This window comes from Shewanella sp. KCT, from assembly GCF_007636505.1.
GTDB lineage: Bacteria > Pseudomonadota > Gammaproteobacteria > Enterobacterales > Shewanellaceae > Shewanella > Shewanella halotolerans.
The window spans coordinates 383,217-396,899 of record NZ_LVDJ01000003.1 but is presented as its reverse complement, the minus strand read 5'-3'; the positions used below and the strand labels follow the sequence as shown (position 1 = coordinate 396,899).

Sequence of the window (13,683 nt, the reverse complement as noted above, 5' to 3'; positions counted from 1 at the left end):
GTCTATCAGTAAGATGACCAGCTAAAGCTAGACACAAAAAAGGGAAGCATCTGCTTCCCTTTTCTAATGACTGTCAAAAACAGCTGAGCGATTACTTGTACTTGCGCATGACCAATGTAGCGTTTGTGCCACCGAAGCCGAAGCTGTTGCTCATGATAGTGTTAAGCTCGGCATCGCGATATTCGGTCACGATAGGCATACCTTGAGCCTTCTCGTCGAGAGTATCGATGTTGATGCTCGGTGCGATGAAGCTGTTCTCCATCATGATCAAGCTGTAGATCGCCTCATGCACACCCGCGGCGCCCAGAGCGTGACCAGTCAGAGACTTGGTCGATGCGATAGCAGGCAGGTTGTCACCGAAGGTTTCGGCCAAGGCTTCCAGCTCACGCATGTCGCCAACAGGCGTTGAAGTACCATGAGTGTTGATGTAGTCGATTGGTGTGTCTACACCTTCGAGCGCCATCTTCATGCAACGCACCGCACCTTCGCCAGATGGTGCAACCATGTCGTAACCATCTGAAGATGCGCCGTAACCGATCACTTCGGCATAGATCTTAGCGCCACGAGCGAGCGCATGCTCAAGCTCTTCAACAACCACGATTCCGCCGCCACCAGAGATAACGAAACCATCACGGTCCGCATCATAGGTACGAGAAGCCTTCTCAGGGCAGTCGTTATACTTAGTCGACAGTGCGCCCATGGCGTCGAAGCCCATGGTCAGGGTCCAATCCACCTCTTCCGCACCACCGGCGAAGACCATGTCTTGCTTACCCATCTGAATGAGTTCCACCGCATGGCCGATACAGTGAGCACTGGTGGCACAAGCCGAACTGATTGAGTAGTTCATGCCCTTGATCTTAAATGGCGTGGCCAAACAGGCGCTGGCCGTGCTCGACATGATGCGTGGCACGATATAAGGACCAACGCGCTTCACACCTTTCTCACGCAGAGTATCGGCAGCCTGAACCTGGTTAGCCGATGACGCGCCGCCAGTACCGGCGATGATACCGACGCGGTGATTTGAATATTGTTCTTCGGTGAGGCCAGCATCGGCTATCGCTTGCTCCATGGCAATATAAGCGTATGCGGCTGCATCACCCATAAAACGTAATGCTTTACGGTCGATATGTTCTTTAGGGTCTAACTTAATGTCGCCCCAAACATGGCTACGAAGCTTCATTTCTTCAAACTGATCTGAGTGGGTAATACCACTGCGACCCGCTTTGAGTGACTCGGTGACTTCTTGCTTGTTGTTACCGATACTTGACACTATGCCAAGGCCGGTGATCACGACTCTTTTCATTATTTACTATCCATTCCGTACGTCTAGTACCAATTTAGCTGCGCCAATAGTATCGCTTTTACTGCATTTAAGTGGTCAGCTTTCCATAAAGGCAGGTAAAATAATGCCTAATATCCCCTTGAGAGTAAATTCATTGGCCACCGAACACCCGAATAACGCACAAAATAGTGACAAAATGCCTACATTCGACGCAATTTTCAGCCGTTTATCGGCGATAGCGAGTCAAAACTCTCACCAAATTATCGCCCTACTCCCAAGCAGTGATGCCTACTGGCCAGCCGCACTTATAGCTGAGCGACTAACACAAGCCGGTTCAAAGCAGCACCTTCAAAAGCCACACCTTCAAAAGCAGCACTTGCATCTACACCTGTTTGCCCAGCATCAGGCAAGCTGGCTTAAGACCCTTGCCGAGAGTGAGCCCCTGGCGTCACCAGCCAAAGAACAGATTAAGGCAATTTACGACGCTAGGGTGTCGGGCTGTCACAGGCTCAAGCTGGCAAACGCGCGGCTTATCATCGACATCCATCTTGGCAATCCGCTTTCCCCACTCAAGGCCTTAGTTGCCCCAAGCTCACCGAAACAAGCTATTCAAGGCTGGCTGGCCGATACCCAGGCTACCGATGAGTCGCTTATCTGGCAGATGGCGCGCCTCAGCCAAGATAGCGCCGAGTTTCTCCTTCTCGAGAATGTCGATGTTAATCTAGACAAGACCTCAAATAACGCCAATACCAACTTACTGACCCAGTTGATCATCAAGGCGGGTTTTACCTGCTATCGCCTTAACTTATCTTTAGAAGATGACCAGCTCGTGACTCTACTCGAAAAACCAAGTATCGCGTCGCAGGATATCGCTTTGGCGGAGCGGCGCGCCCTCAGACGCCAACAATTAGATAAGTTCGCCTTCAACCCCTTAATACAAGGCCGTGATGGGGAAACCGCCATCATAGGTGGTGGGGTCGCCAGCGCGAACCTGGCCCTCTCACTGGCCGAGCGCGGCAAAAAGGTTAGCTTCTTCTGTATGGATAAGTCGCCGGGCGAGCAGGCATCTGGCAATAAACAAGGGGCCATCTATCCCCTCCTCACCCCAGAACATGGCAGCCTGAGTCACTATTTTCTGCAGGGTTACCTCTTTAGCCGTCAAAGGATCATGCAACTCCTTGAGGCGGGCCATGAGATCCCCCATGATTTTTGCGGCGTGCTACAGACCGGCCACGATGAGCGCAGCCATAAGCGCCTCGCCAAGATAATCAATGCTCAGCCCTGGGCGGAATCGATCGCCCGCTCCATCGATGCCTCCCAGGCCACGGCGCTCGCTGGGGTCAGCATCGAGCACCAAGGGATCTACTATCCTCTCGCAGGCTGGGTGTCGCCACAAGCCTTTACCCGCGCGGCCATCAGCCAGGCCGAACGGTTAGGTAAACAGACCAGCCACTACCAATGCCAAGTCACGGCAATTCGATTTGAGAACCAGAAGTGGTATCTGAGTGCGGTTCAAGATGATCAAGAAGTTAAATTTGGCCCCTTTGCCAATCTGGTGCTGGCCAATGGGCGTCACCTGACCGATTTCACCCAAACCGACCACTTACCCATCAGCGGTTTTCGTGGTCAGGTTAGCCATATTCCGGCAAGAGCGCCACTTAGGGATCTTAAGACGGTGCTCTGTGCCCACGGCTACCTCACGCCTGCCCACGATAAGCTGCACTGCACAGGGGCCAGCTATGTGAAAGACGCCAGCAATCTCGACTACAGCGCGGTGGAGCAGGTGGAGAATTTAGACAAGATCCGCACCAGCTACGACGGGGAGTGGACCAAGGCGGTGGATATCACAGGCCATAGCGCCCGCGTAGGAGTGCGCATGGTCACACGGGATCACGCCCCCATGATGGGCTGTGCCCCGGACTACGAGGCGATATCGGCTACCTATCTCAACCATCAGCAAACCAAGAAGAGTACCAAGGAAAGCGCCAAGTATTGGCAGACGACACCAGCACCCGTTCATCAGGGATTGTTTATTCTCGGCGGACTTGGATCGCGGGGCCTCACCTCTGGCCCGCTGGCGGCAGAGATCTTAGCCGCCCAGCTTTGCGGCGAGCTCCTGCCCGCCACTCAGGATATATTAGCCCTGCTCAACCCCAACCGTATGTGGATGAGAAAGCTGATTAAGGGTAAGGCGCTGTAAATGCTAACTTGAGAGATTAAGGGGAAGCAATGAGTACCAAGGGCTAGTCGTTAAGCCCTTGGTAAGTGATCCACCAGATGAGTTAGGCTTTGACCTTGACGCGGTTGTTGGTGTCACGACTGGCGCGAATGAGGTCATCGCCCGAGAGATGCTCCCCCTTGGCCAACCTGTCATAGAGCAGCACATTGACCGAAGATGCCAGATTCATGCAGCCCACGGTCGGGACATAAACCACCTCATCGGCGCTATCGATAAGCCCTTGGTCTAGGGTGCCATCTTCAGGGCCAAAGAGATAGATGGCCTTCTGCGGATGGCTAAAGGCCGGCAGCGGCGTGGCGCCTTCCACCAGATCGACACAGATCACCTTGGTATCGGCATCGAGTGAGTCAAGCAGCGACTCTACGCCATTGAGGGGAATATGCTGACTCACCCGCTTGGTGTCGGTATTGTACTGCTCGCCCCTGTGCTGGGCGGCCAGCGCATAACGTTTACCGGTGTAACGCACCTCATCGGCGCGATAACAGCCAGCGGCGCGCATCACGCCGCCCACGTTGGTCGGGCTCTTTGGGTTTTGCAGCCCTATGATCACCTTGCTTGCATTAGCCATGACTAGGCGTTTGCTACCTGAGCCATCTTCTCGCGCAGCTCAGCCCAGGCATTGACCACCAGGGCATGATCGGCAGGCTCGAGCTCAGACTTGGCCGTTTCCAGACAGACCTGCATCTTAGCCTCCAGCGCCTCACAGTCTTGCACCGTTTCCTGCTCGAGCTCTGACAGCACCACAGCCACATGCCCCTGTAGGTAACCACTGGCAAAGAGTTGGTCGTCATCACCGCCTGCTACTTTGGTGGCGATCCACTCGTCTAATGCTTGCTCATACTGCTCTAACATTGTGTCTCCAATTGTCTTCTTGCTATTCAGGCTGCCCGATCACATCTGGGCTGATTAAGTCAGGATTAGCCACCTGATACATCACATAATCGTGGTAGCCGGTCACGACTTTATAATAACCACATAATTCGCTGTCTAACTCTGGGTCGCCACTATCCACAATTAAGGGCCGACCTTCAAGTGCTTTTAACTTAGTTTTTGTCGCCAGGATGATAATATTCTCTTTGCCCACCTGACGAATAAGCGCCGGCGACAACTGTTGGTTGCCCCGCCCCAGGATATGCCCCTGGCCGCCGATGAGGGTGATCACTAACTTACACTCACGGCCTGTGGTTGCCTCGAGCAGCGACTGGGCGCTGAGATCGCTGGCAAGCAGCTCGCCCGCGTCAATCAGATCAACCCCGAGCAGGGTGTAATCCAGCCCAAGTTCCTCCATCACGGCGGCGACTGTGCTGCCCGAGCCCATGATGGCGAGCCCATCGTCTATCTGCTCAATCGCCTCGGCGGCGATATCCGCCAGCACCAGCTCGTCGACCTCTTTGCCGCCCATCTTAACCGCCTGAATGTAGCGTGGCTCGGCAGGCACCTGCATCTCGCCGAATCGGCGCGCCCTTACCACACCTTGCCTGAAGGCCACCTCATCGATATCCATCACATCGGCCGACATCAGGCTCACCAAAGCCCCTTCGAGCAGCAACTTGACCACCATGCCCGAGGCGTGCGGCGTAATACCATAGACCCCCGAGTGAATCTTCACCCCGGCCGGTACGCCCAGCACAGGCTGAGCCTCATCGACCACCTCAAACAGATCACGCGCCGTGCCGTCGCCACCGGCAAACAGCAAGAGATCCACGCCTGCGGCCTGCAGCGCCTTGGCGGCGGCTTGGGTATCGCTGGCCGCGGTGGTATCACCCGCCTGAAAAACCACCTGATGGTTAAATCCCATCTGCGCGGCTAAATCGGCGCCCATGGCACCGGAGGCGGTAACGACAGTGATCTTATCCAGATAAGGGGTGATCACTTCCAGCGCCTGGGCCATTCTCAGATGGGCCTTAGGCTCGGCGCCGCGGGCTATCGCCTCATCAGCCACGCCATCGCTTCCCTTGAGTGCCACACTCCCTCCAAGGCCTGCCAGAGGATTGATGATCACGCCGAGGCGAAATGTCTGTTTCATGGATATTTCCTTATCATCTCTTATTATTTTGCGATTTCGCGCGCCTTAGGGATTAACAATACCGCAAGCATGGACAGCAGGGCACAAACGGCGGCCGCCAACCAACTCAGCCAAGCCTGGGAACCATCCCCCCAGATAAAGCCACACAGCCAGGTACCCAGCGCGCCGCCGACACCGAAACTCAGGCTGGCATAGAGCGCCTGCCCCTTACTGCGATGACGCACGTCGAATCTTTGATGAACGAACTGAATCGAGGCCGCATGCACCAGACCAAAGGTGAAGGCATGCAGCAGTTGGCTGACCCCGAGCCATATCATGCTGCTGGCACAAAAGGCCATGAGTAGCCACCGCATCGCCGTAAAACCGATAGAGATCACCAACAAGGCACTGACCCCATATCGCCCCAACAATCTCGGCGCAAACATAAACATGACAATCTCGGCCAGCACCCCAAGAGCGACATAGATGCCGGCGCTGGACTCGCTGTAACCCACCTGTTTAAGGTAAAGCACAAAAAAACCGTAGAAAGGTCCGGCGCTCATCTGCAGCAACATGGCCGATAGCAAGAACCAGATGATACCCGTATCTAGCTTTAGAGGCGTGGGCACCTGGCTCTTGTCGACCTTCACCCGGGTACTTGGCAGAGACAGGGAGCAGCCCAGCAAGCCAAGGAACAGAGCGAGACCGACGAAGGGCAAGATCTCTGTGCCGAACTGGCTAATGGCAAAGCCTACGCTGACCACGAACACCAGATAACCCAGGCTGCCGAAGCTGCGGATCTTACCATAGCCCCCGGTGTTCTCCCCCAGGGTCTCTAGGGTGATCACCTCAAGTTGGGCCAAGATAGCGTTCCAGAAGAAGGTATAGATGCTGAGGCTGACGGCCAAGTAGAGAAAGCCACCATGATAGAAGAAACTCATGAAGGTGACCGCCGAACATGCTGCCCCCATCTTCACCAGCTGGCCGCGCATGCCCGTCTTATCGGCCACCATGGCCCAGATATTGGGGGCGATGATGCGCGTCGCCATCAGGATGGCGAGCAAAAAGCCAATCTGCTGCGCATCGAAACCCCGATTCTCGAAGAAGACCCCGAGATAAGGCACCAGCACGCCGAGGATCGCGAAGAAGAAAAAGTAACAGGCGCTAATCCAATGCAGTTGGTGTTGTGAATCTGGCAGCATATCAATGGATGACTGGGCGTTGGACGACATTTGTGTAGGGCGTTTCCTATGTGTAGAGCGATTTCTAGCAGGGTTACTATCTGCTCACGATATGACTCGGAGCGACTTCTTATAATGACTTTTTATTCTGACTGGAACCCATAGCATTAATGGCTCCCATAAAAGAAGGCACATTTCTGTGCCCTCTTATTCGCTCAATTGCGTCTTACTTCATCCCAATCACAGGGGTGATGCTCTCGACATTCATGTTTTGTGCCCTGTGCCTGAGGAGATGGTCCATCAGGACGATGGCCAACATGGCCTCGGCGATCGGCACGGCGCGAATGCCTACACAGGGATCGTGACGGCCCTTGGTAACCACCTCGGCACGCTCGCCCTGCACCGTCATGCTCTCTCCTGGCACGCTGATGCTGGAAGTCGGCTTCATGGCGATATGCGCAACGATAGGCTGACCCGATGAGATCCCGCCGAGAATACCGCCAGCATGGTTAGAGGCGAACCCCTCGGGCGACATCAGATCTCTGTGCTCTGAGCCCTTCTGATTTACCACGGCAAAGCCATCGCCAATCTCCACCCCTTTGACGGCATTGATCCCCATCAGGGCGTGAGCGATATCGGCATCGAGGCGATCGAACACCGGCTCGCCCAGTCCCACAGGGACATTGGTCGCCACCACAGACACCTTAGCGCCTATGGAATCACCGCTCTTTTTAAGCTCACGCATATACTCGTCGAGTTGCTCTAGCTTAGCGGCATCGGGAAAGAAGAAGGCATTGTGCTCAACCTGATCAAAATCCAGGGTCTCGGCGCAGATAGGCCCAAGCTGCGACAGATAACCCTTGATCTCTATGCCGTGCACCTGTTTTAGATACTTCTTGGCCACAGCGCCGGCCGCTACACGCATGGCGGTTTCCCGCGCCGATGAGCGCCCGCCACCGCGATAATCCCTAAGGCCATATTTTTGCTGATAGGTGTAGTCGGCGTGGCCCGGACGGAACTGATCTTTGATGTTGGAATAGTCCTGGCTACGTTGATCGGTATTCTCGATCACTAAGCCGATAGAGGTACCGGTAGTCTGCCCCTCGAACACGCCTGAGAGGATCTTCACCTGATCTGGCTCGCGTCTGGCTGTGGTATAACGCGAGGTGCCCGGACGGCGCCTGTCGAGATCATGCTGCATATCGGCTTCATCGATCGCCAGACCCGGAGGGCAGCCATCGATAATACAGCCCAGTGCCTTACCATGGCTCTCACCAAAAGTCGTCACCACAAAATTTTGACCGATACTGTTACCCGACATTCGCTTACTTCACCTCTACTTGATTATTTGCCTCAGCATAACCTAAAGCCGCCACTGGCTATATTCCGAAATCGGCTTAGTCATTCTAAGCCGACAAAACATTCGCCAATCAGGCTTTAGCCGACCATACATTATTCACTATCTTTGTAGATGGCGAAAAGTGATTCATTTTCAACTAACTGATCGCGAGTCAGCACAAACACGCCGTCACCGCCATGTTCGAAGTTAACCCAGGTAAATGGCACCTCGGGGAACTGTTCCATAAGGTGAACCATAGAGTTACCCACCTCGACCACCAGCAGACCATCTTGAGTCAAGTAATCCGCCGCATTGGCAAGGATGCGCTTGGTGAGATCCAGACCATCGCGCCCCGAGGCTAAGCCTAGCTCTGGCTCGTGGTGATATTCCTCTGGCATGTCACCGATATCTTCGGCATCCACATAAGGCGGATTCGAGACAATCAGATCGTATTGCGGCCCCTTAGGGATGGCGGCAAACATGTCAGACTCGATAGGGAATACCCTGTCCATCACGCCTAATGACTCAATGTTGATCTGCGCCACTTCCAGGGCATCGCTGCTGATGTCGATAGCATCGACCTCGGCATCTTCAAACTCATAGGCACAGGCGATGGCGATACAGGCGCTGCCGGTACAGAGATCCAGAATACGGTTGACCGGCTTATTATAGAGCCAAGGGCTGAAACGGTTAGCGATCATCTCGGCGATAGGCGAGCGCGGCACCAATACCCTGTCGTCCACATAGAACTCCAGGCCGGCAAAGAAGGCGCGGTTGGTCAAATAAGGCACGGGCAGACGCTCGCGTACCCGGCGAATGATGAGCTCGACAATCTTATGCTTTTCGCTGCTGGTGAGGTTGCTATGGATCACCTGCTGACCAATCTCTTCAGGCAGATGCAGCGCATGGAATACGAGAGCGATGGCTTCATCCCAAGCGTTATCGGTACCATGACCATAGTAGATATTGGCATCGTTAAAGCGGCTCACCGCCCAACGTAACATATCGCCGATTGTACGTAATTCCGTCACGGCTTCATCAACAAAAATCTTGTCCAAAACTGGCTCCCGCTAGATAGTTCCGCCTCATTGTAACTGAACTCTATTCATATGGCATCGGATTCAATAAAATAGCGCCATGAATAAAGAAAATGATGATGAATTGGCGCTTTTTTCGGCGTTAACCAAAGGGATAAAGCCGCTTAAACAAGATAAGCGTCATTTCGCCGCGCCGCAAAAACCTAAGCGAGAGCTGGAGATAGCCACCACCCAGCTGCACGCCGACAGCTACTTCTCCGATACCTACCAGCCCCTGCTGCCCTTGGAGGGCGCCATGCGCTGGTCACGGGATGATGTCGACAGCCACGAACTCAAACGGCTCAGACGCGGCGACTATCAGCCGGATCTGCTGCTGGATCTGCACGGCATGCGTCAAACCGAGGCCAAACTCGAACTTGCGGCCCTTATTCAGGCCTGCGTTAAACAGCACAGCCACTGCTGCTGCGTCATGCATGGCCATGGCACCGGCATCTTAAAACAGAATCTTCCCATGTGGCTTGCCCAGCACCCTCTGGTTAAGGCCTTTCACAAGGCGCCTAAGGAATGGGGCGGCGATGCAGCCCTCCTGGTGTTGATTGACGTTGGCGAGTTGCCGAGTTGGGATTAGTCCTTTGTCTTTTGAGAATGTGACCAGCGGAAACGTTAAAGCTCACAGGTTGATTGACGAGCTGACTGAATAGCCGCCTTCTTATTTCAGTAGAGATCAAAAAGGACGCCTCGGCGTCCTTTTGTTTATGTGATCAACGGTTACGCAAATGCGTTAATGCATTTTTCTCTGAGTTAGCTCACCGTGTGAGGCGTATGCTGCCAGCTGAGCGAACCACGCTCGCCATGGCGATCGATCAGGGTCACGCCAGAGGTGGCAAACAGCGGCGGCTCTATGCCTGGCACCAACTCGCTCACCATATAGCCCAGCAGCGGCATGTGGGCAATCACTAACACACTGTCCGCCTTATACTGTTCGGCATAGGCCAGGGTCAGATCGGCGGCCAGGGTCGGCTCGGCCGATGGGGTTAGCTCATCTAATACCAACCACTTTCTCGGTTCGGGGAAGTGCTTACTCACTTCCTGCCATGTTTGCTGCGCGCGCAGATAGGGACTCACCAACACGAGATCGAACTCGGTCACATCACGGGCCAGCCAATTACTCATCAATTCAGTCTGATAACGGCCGATTTCTGTCAGTACACGTTCTCGATCTGAGTGGGCGTGATAACCCGCCTCACCATGTCGCATCAAATATAGCTTCATACTACTCTCGCTATGATTATTCTTGTTCTACTATGAATTGTAGCGTTAAAGTGCAGCGCAACAAACCTTAACCCTGTTATTAATTAGTCGAATAATGGATAAGATATTTGCCAAAGTCTTTTTTGAGGCTCAATATGTAGGCTTACCGCTTTAGTCGCCTAAACTCCGATGAATATCATACGTTTGTCCAGCATAAGGATGGAGCCAGCCATTGCAAACATCTATGCCGATCACTAAAAGTCCCAACGATCATCGCCAGTATCAGTATCTGCAGCTGGACAACGGGCTACGTGTATTGCTAGTGGAGGATCTCCAGGCGCAACAAGCCGCGGCATCAATGGCGGTCAACGTCGGTCATTTTGACGATCCCGCTTCGCGTCCTGGCATGGCGCATTTTCTCGAGCATATGTTGTTTCTGGGCACGGAAAAATACCCCAAGTCTGGCGAATACCATGCCTTCATCAATCAACACGGCGGCAGCAACAACGCCTGGACTGGCACGGAGCAGACCAACTTCTTCTTCTCCATCGACGCCGAAGTGTTCGAGGAGTCACTGGATCGCTTTAGTCAGTTTTTTATCGCGCCCTGCTTCGATCTTGAGCTGGTCGATAGAGAGCGCCACGCCATCGAGTCTGAATTTAGCCTAAAACTCAAAGATGATATCCGCCGCACCTATCAGGTTCAGAAGGAAACGGTTAATCCGGCTCATCCCTTTTCAAAGTTTTCGGTTGGCAATCTCAAGACCTTGGACGGCGATGAGAAAGCCCTGAGACAGGAGCTGCTGGATTTCTATCAAACCCATTACAGCGCCAACCTGATGACCCTGTGTCTGGTTGCGCCCTTGCCACTAGCAGAACTCTTGGCATTGGCCGAGAGCTATTTTGCGCCGATTGAAAACCGCAAGCTGGCAAAGCAATACCCAAATGTGGCCATCTATGAAGCAGCTCAACTTGGCCAACAGATCAACATAGTACCGCTGAAAGAGCAGCGCCGCGTGGCGATCACCTTTCCCCTACCCGCCATCGACCGCTTCTATAAGCGCAAGCCGCTGACCTTTATCAGTCATCTATTGGGCTATGAAGGCAAGGGCAGCCTGCTGAGTCACCTAAAGGATCAGGGGCTGGCCATCAACCTCTCGGCCGGTGGCGGGGTCAATGGCTATAACTTTAAAGACTATAACATCAGCATTCAGCTGACCGAGAAAGGCCTGCTACAGCTCGACGATGTGATTCAGGCAAGCTTCGAATACCTGAAACTGATCAAGACCCAGGGCATGCAGGCTTGGCGCTATCAAGAACGAGCCAACCTGCTCAAGCTTGCCTTTAAATATCAGGAACAGATCAAGCCGCTGGATCTGGCCAGTCATCTCAGCATCAACATGCACCACTACGAGGTATCAGATCTCATCTATGGCGACTATCGCATGGATGGTTTGGATGTAGCTCAGGTCACCGAGTTGCTGGAGTTGATGAGCCCGGATAATTTGCGTATTCAGCTGATCTCACCCGACTTAGACACAGAGAAACAGGCCGCTTGGTATCACTCGCCCTATCAGATGAAACCCATAGATGCACAGAGGCTCAAGCATTGGCGCGAGCCTGAGATTCGAGAGGCGCTGAAACTGCCGGAGCCTAACCCCTTTATCATCGAAGACTCGATCGCCAGAGACGTTAAGAGTGACCATCCGGTGCCAGTTGTCGTCTGTCAGGAAACTGGCTACCGAATTTGGCATAAGAAAGATGATGAATTTAACGTGCCAAAGGGACATATGTACTTGTCCCTCGATTCGCACCAGGCCGCAGCGACCCCAAAACATGCGGCGCTGACCCGCCTCTATGTGGAAATGCTGCTCGATTATCTAACCGAGTTTACCTATCCAGCCGAAGTCGCCGGACTCAGCTACAACATCTACCCTCACCAAGGGGGGATCACCCTGCATCTAACCGGCTTGACCGGTAAACAAGAGGCCCTACTGTCACTGCTGATCAACAAGGCCAGGGAACGTAACTTTACCCAGGACAGGTTTAAGCAGATAAAGAAGCAGATCCTACGCAACTGGTTTAATCAGAGCCGCGCAAAGCCTATCTCCCAGCTATTTACCAGCCTGACGGTGACGCTGCAGAAACGCAGCTTCGAGCCGCAACGTATGGCTGAGGAGCTAGAAGACATTACCCTGGACGATCTCCACAACCATGTGCGGGCCTTCTATGAGAAGATCCATCTCGAGGGTCTGGTCTATGGCGACTGGCTGACCGAAGAGGCTCAGGCCCTGGGTAAACGATTGGATCACATACTCTCTCTAGTATCCTCACCCAGCGGCGAGTCGGAGCGAGAGCTGATAAAACTTGAGAATGTCGGCACCCTGATGCGTGAGGTCAGCGTTAATCATCAGGACAGCAGCATCATAGTCTACTACCAGTCGTCCCAGGCAACACCGCTAAAAATGGCCCTGTTTAGCCTGTTAAATCATACCATGTCGTCGACCTTCTTCCACGAACTGAGAACCAAGCGTCAACTAGGTTACATGGTGGGCACGGGTTATCTGCCACTGAATCGTTATCCTGGGATGATCTTCTATGTGCAATCGCCCACTGCCGGCCCCTTAAAGCTACTGGAGGCCATAGACGAGTTTATCGCCGACTTTAATTACGCCGTCATGCAGATCACCAATGATCAATGGGAGCTCACCAAGCAAGGGCTGATCAACCAGATCATGGAACACGACCCCAACCTTAAGACCCGGGGGCAGAGATATTGGTCGAGCATAGGAAACAAAGACTACGACTTTAATCAGCGAGAACTGGTCGCCGAGCAAATTGGCGAACTCACCCGTTCGGATCTGATTAAGTTTATGATGCAGAAGATGCGTACCAAACACGGCGACCGCCTGATCCTCTTCACCACAGGGGAGCAACACAGAAATCAGGAACAGCTAACCTCAGATAATATGATCACAGATCTGAGAAGCTTTAAACAGCGAGCCGCCAAGTTTAGCTATTAGGCTAGTGCCCTCCCCTAAAGTCTGGCACCATAGTGTACAAGGCTTTGGGCTTTGGGCTTTGGGCTTGGGGCTTGGGGCTTGGGGCCTAAATAGCCACAGTGTTTAAGGCGCAACTCTTGAGGTAGTTTTTTCAGATATGATGCTTAAGCGCATACTTTTGAAAAGAAGTCGTTCACTCTGCGTGTTTATGACAGCATTGCTAGCCTCATTACTTGATACATTCATCTTAATCCTTTGGTGAGTCCTTATGATTTAAGCGCTAATCCCCCCTATCTGACCCACTATCTGGCCCACTATGAAATTACTGGGTAGAATCGTTAACAGATC

General features: G+C 53.4%; 11 protein-coding genes. 3 read left to right on the top strand and 8 right to left on the bottom strand.

All coding sequences use genetic code 11. The annotated features are described in order from the left end of the window. Positions 1-91: 91 nt before the first annotated feature. Positions 92-1,303, bottom strand: coding sequence for a beta-ketoacyl-ACP synthase I (fabB, locus tag AYI87_RS06620; RefSeq protein WP_011866207.1), 1,212 nt, complete (start codon positions 1,301-1,303; stop codon positions 92-94). Between the two features lie 355 nt (positions 1,304-1,658). On the opposite strand from fabB, the gene mnmC reads away from it, so the two are divergent. Then, the gene (gene mnmC, locus AYI87_RS06615) at positions 1,659-3,482 is read left to right on the top strand and encodes an FAD-dependent 5-carboxymethylaminomethyl-2-thiouridine(34) oxidoreductase MnmC (protein ID WP_260865093.1); all 1,824 of its coding nucleotides are present in this window, start codon (positions 1,659-1,661) and stop codon (positions 3,480-3,482) included. An 82-nt stretch (positions 3,483-3,564) separates the two neighbouring features. Here mnmC and AYI87_RS06610 read toward each other — a convergent pair whose 3' ends face one another. The 6 genes from AYI87_RS06610 to prmB form a co-directional block, all read right to left on the bottom strand. After that, positions 3,565-4,089 (bottom strand): RNA methyltransferase, encoded by a 525-nt coding sequence (locus AYI87_RS06610; protein ID WP_144200625.1) that lies wholly within the window; start codon positions 4,087-4,089, stop codon positions 3,565-3,567. A gap of 2 nt (positions 4,090-4,091) precedes the next feature. After that, complete coding sequence (locus tag AYI87_RS06605; RefSeq protein ID WP_144200623.1) at positions 4,092-4,373, bottom strand: YfcL family protein; 282 nt, start codon at positions 4,371-4,373, stop codon at positions 4,092-4,094. Positions 4,374-4,395: 22 nt separating this feature from the next. Beyond that, positions 4,396-5,547 carry an ATP-NAD kinase family protein gene (locus AYI87_RS06600; protein WP_144200621.1) on the bottom strand — a complete coding sequence of 384 codons (1,152 nt, stop codon included), beginning with the start codon at positions 5,545-5,547 and terminating at the stop codon, positions 4,396-4,398. Positions 5,548-5,570: 23 nt separating this feature from the next. Further along, positions 5,571-6,758, bottom strand: a complete 1,188-nt coding sequence (locus tag AYI87_RS06595) for an MFS transporter (protein WP_144200619.1) — start codon at positions 6,756-6,758, stop codon at positions 5,571-5,573. Between the two features lie 175 nt (positions 6,759-6,933). After that, positions 6,934-8,028 (bottom strand): chorismate synthase, encoded by a 1,095-nt coding sequence (gene aroC / locus AYI87_RS06590; protein WP_144200617.1) that lies wholly within the window; start codon positions 8,026-8,028, stop codon positions 6,934-6,936. Positions 8,029-8,159: 131 nt separating this feature from the next. Continuing rightward, on the bottom strand, positions 8,160-9,104 hold the full coding sequence (gene prmB, locus AYI87_RS06585; protein ID WP_011866214.1) for a 50S ribosomal protein L3 N(5)-glutamine methyltransferase: 945 nt from the start codon (positions 9,102-9,104) through the stop codon (positions 8,160-8,162). A 79-nt stretch (positions 9,105-9,183) separates the two neighbouring features. Between prmB and smrB the strand changes: the two genes are divergently transcribed. Beyond that, positions 9,184-9,711, top strand: coding sequence for an endonuclease SmrB (gene smrB / locus AYI87_RS06580; RefSeq protein ID WP_144200615.1), 528 nt, complete (start codon positions 9,184-9,186; stop codon positions 9,709-9,711). Between the two features lie 173 nt (positions 9,712-9,884). Here smrB and sixA read toward each other — a convergent pair whose 3' ends face one another. After that, positions 9,885-10,355, bottom strand: a complete 471-nt coding sequence (gene sixA / locus AYI87_RS06575) for a phosphohistidine phosphatase SixA (RefSeq protein WP_144200613.1) — start codon at positions 10,353-10,355, stop codon at positions 9,885-9,887. Positions 10,356-10,566: 211 nt separating this feature from the next. Between sixA and AYI87_RS06570 the strand changes: the two genes are divergently transcribed. Further along, on the top strand, positions 10,567-13,356 hold the full coding sequence (locus tag AYI87_RS06570; protein WP_144200611.1) for an insulinase family protein: 2,790 nt from the start codon (positions 10,567-10,569) through the stop codon (positions 13,354-13,356). Positions 13,357-13,683 lie beyond the last annotated feature (327 nt).

Excerpts from the sequence above, each read along its gene's own strand:
- aroC (WP_144200617.1), bottom strand. The coding sequence starts at position 8,028 with ATGTCGGGTAACAGTATCGGTCAAAATTTTGTGGTGACGACTTTTGGT.
- AYI87_RS06605 (WP_144200623.1), bottom strand. The coding sequence starts at position 4,373 with ATGTTAGAGCAGTATGAGCAAGCATTAGACGAGTGGATCGCCACCAAA.
- smrB (WP_144200615.1), top strand. The coding sequence starts at position 9,184 with ATGAATAAAGAAAATGATGATGAATTGGCGCTTTTTTCGGCGTTAACC.
- sixA (WP_144200613.1), bottom strand. The coding sequence starts at position 10,355 with ATGAAGCTATATTTGATGCGACATGGTGAGGCGGGTTATCACGCCCAC.
- AYI87_RS06610 (WP_144200625.1), bottom strand. The coding sequence starts at position 4,089 with ATGGCTAATGCAAGCAAGGTGATCATAGGGCTGCAAAACCCAAAGAGC.
- AYI87_RS06595 (WP_144200619.1), bottom strand. The coding sequence starts at position 6,758 with ATGTCGTCCAACGCCCAGTCATCCATTGATATGCTGCCAGATTCACAA.
- AYI87_RS06600 (WP_144200621.1), bottom strand. The coding sequence starts at position 5,547 with ATGAAACAGACATTTCGCCTCGGCGTGATCATCAATCCTCTGGCAGGC.
- fabB (WP_011866207.1), bottom strand. The coding sequence starts at position 1,303 with ATGAAAAGAGTCGTGATCACCGGCCTTGGCATAGTGTCAAGTATCGGT.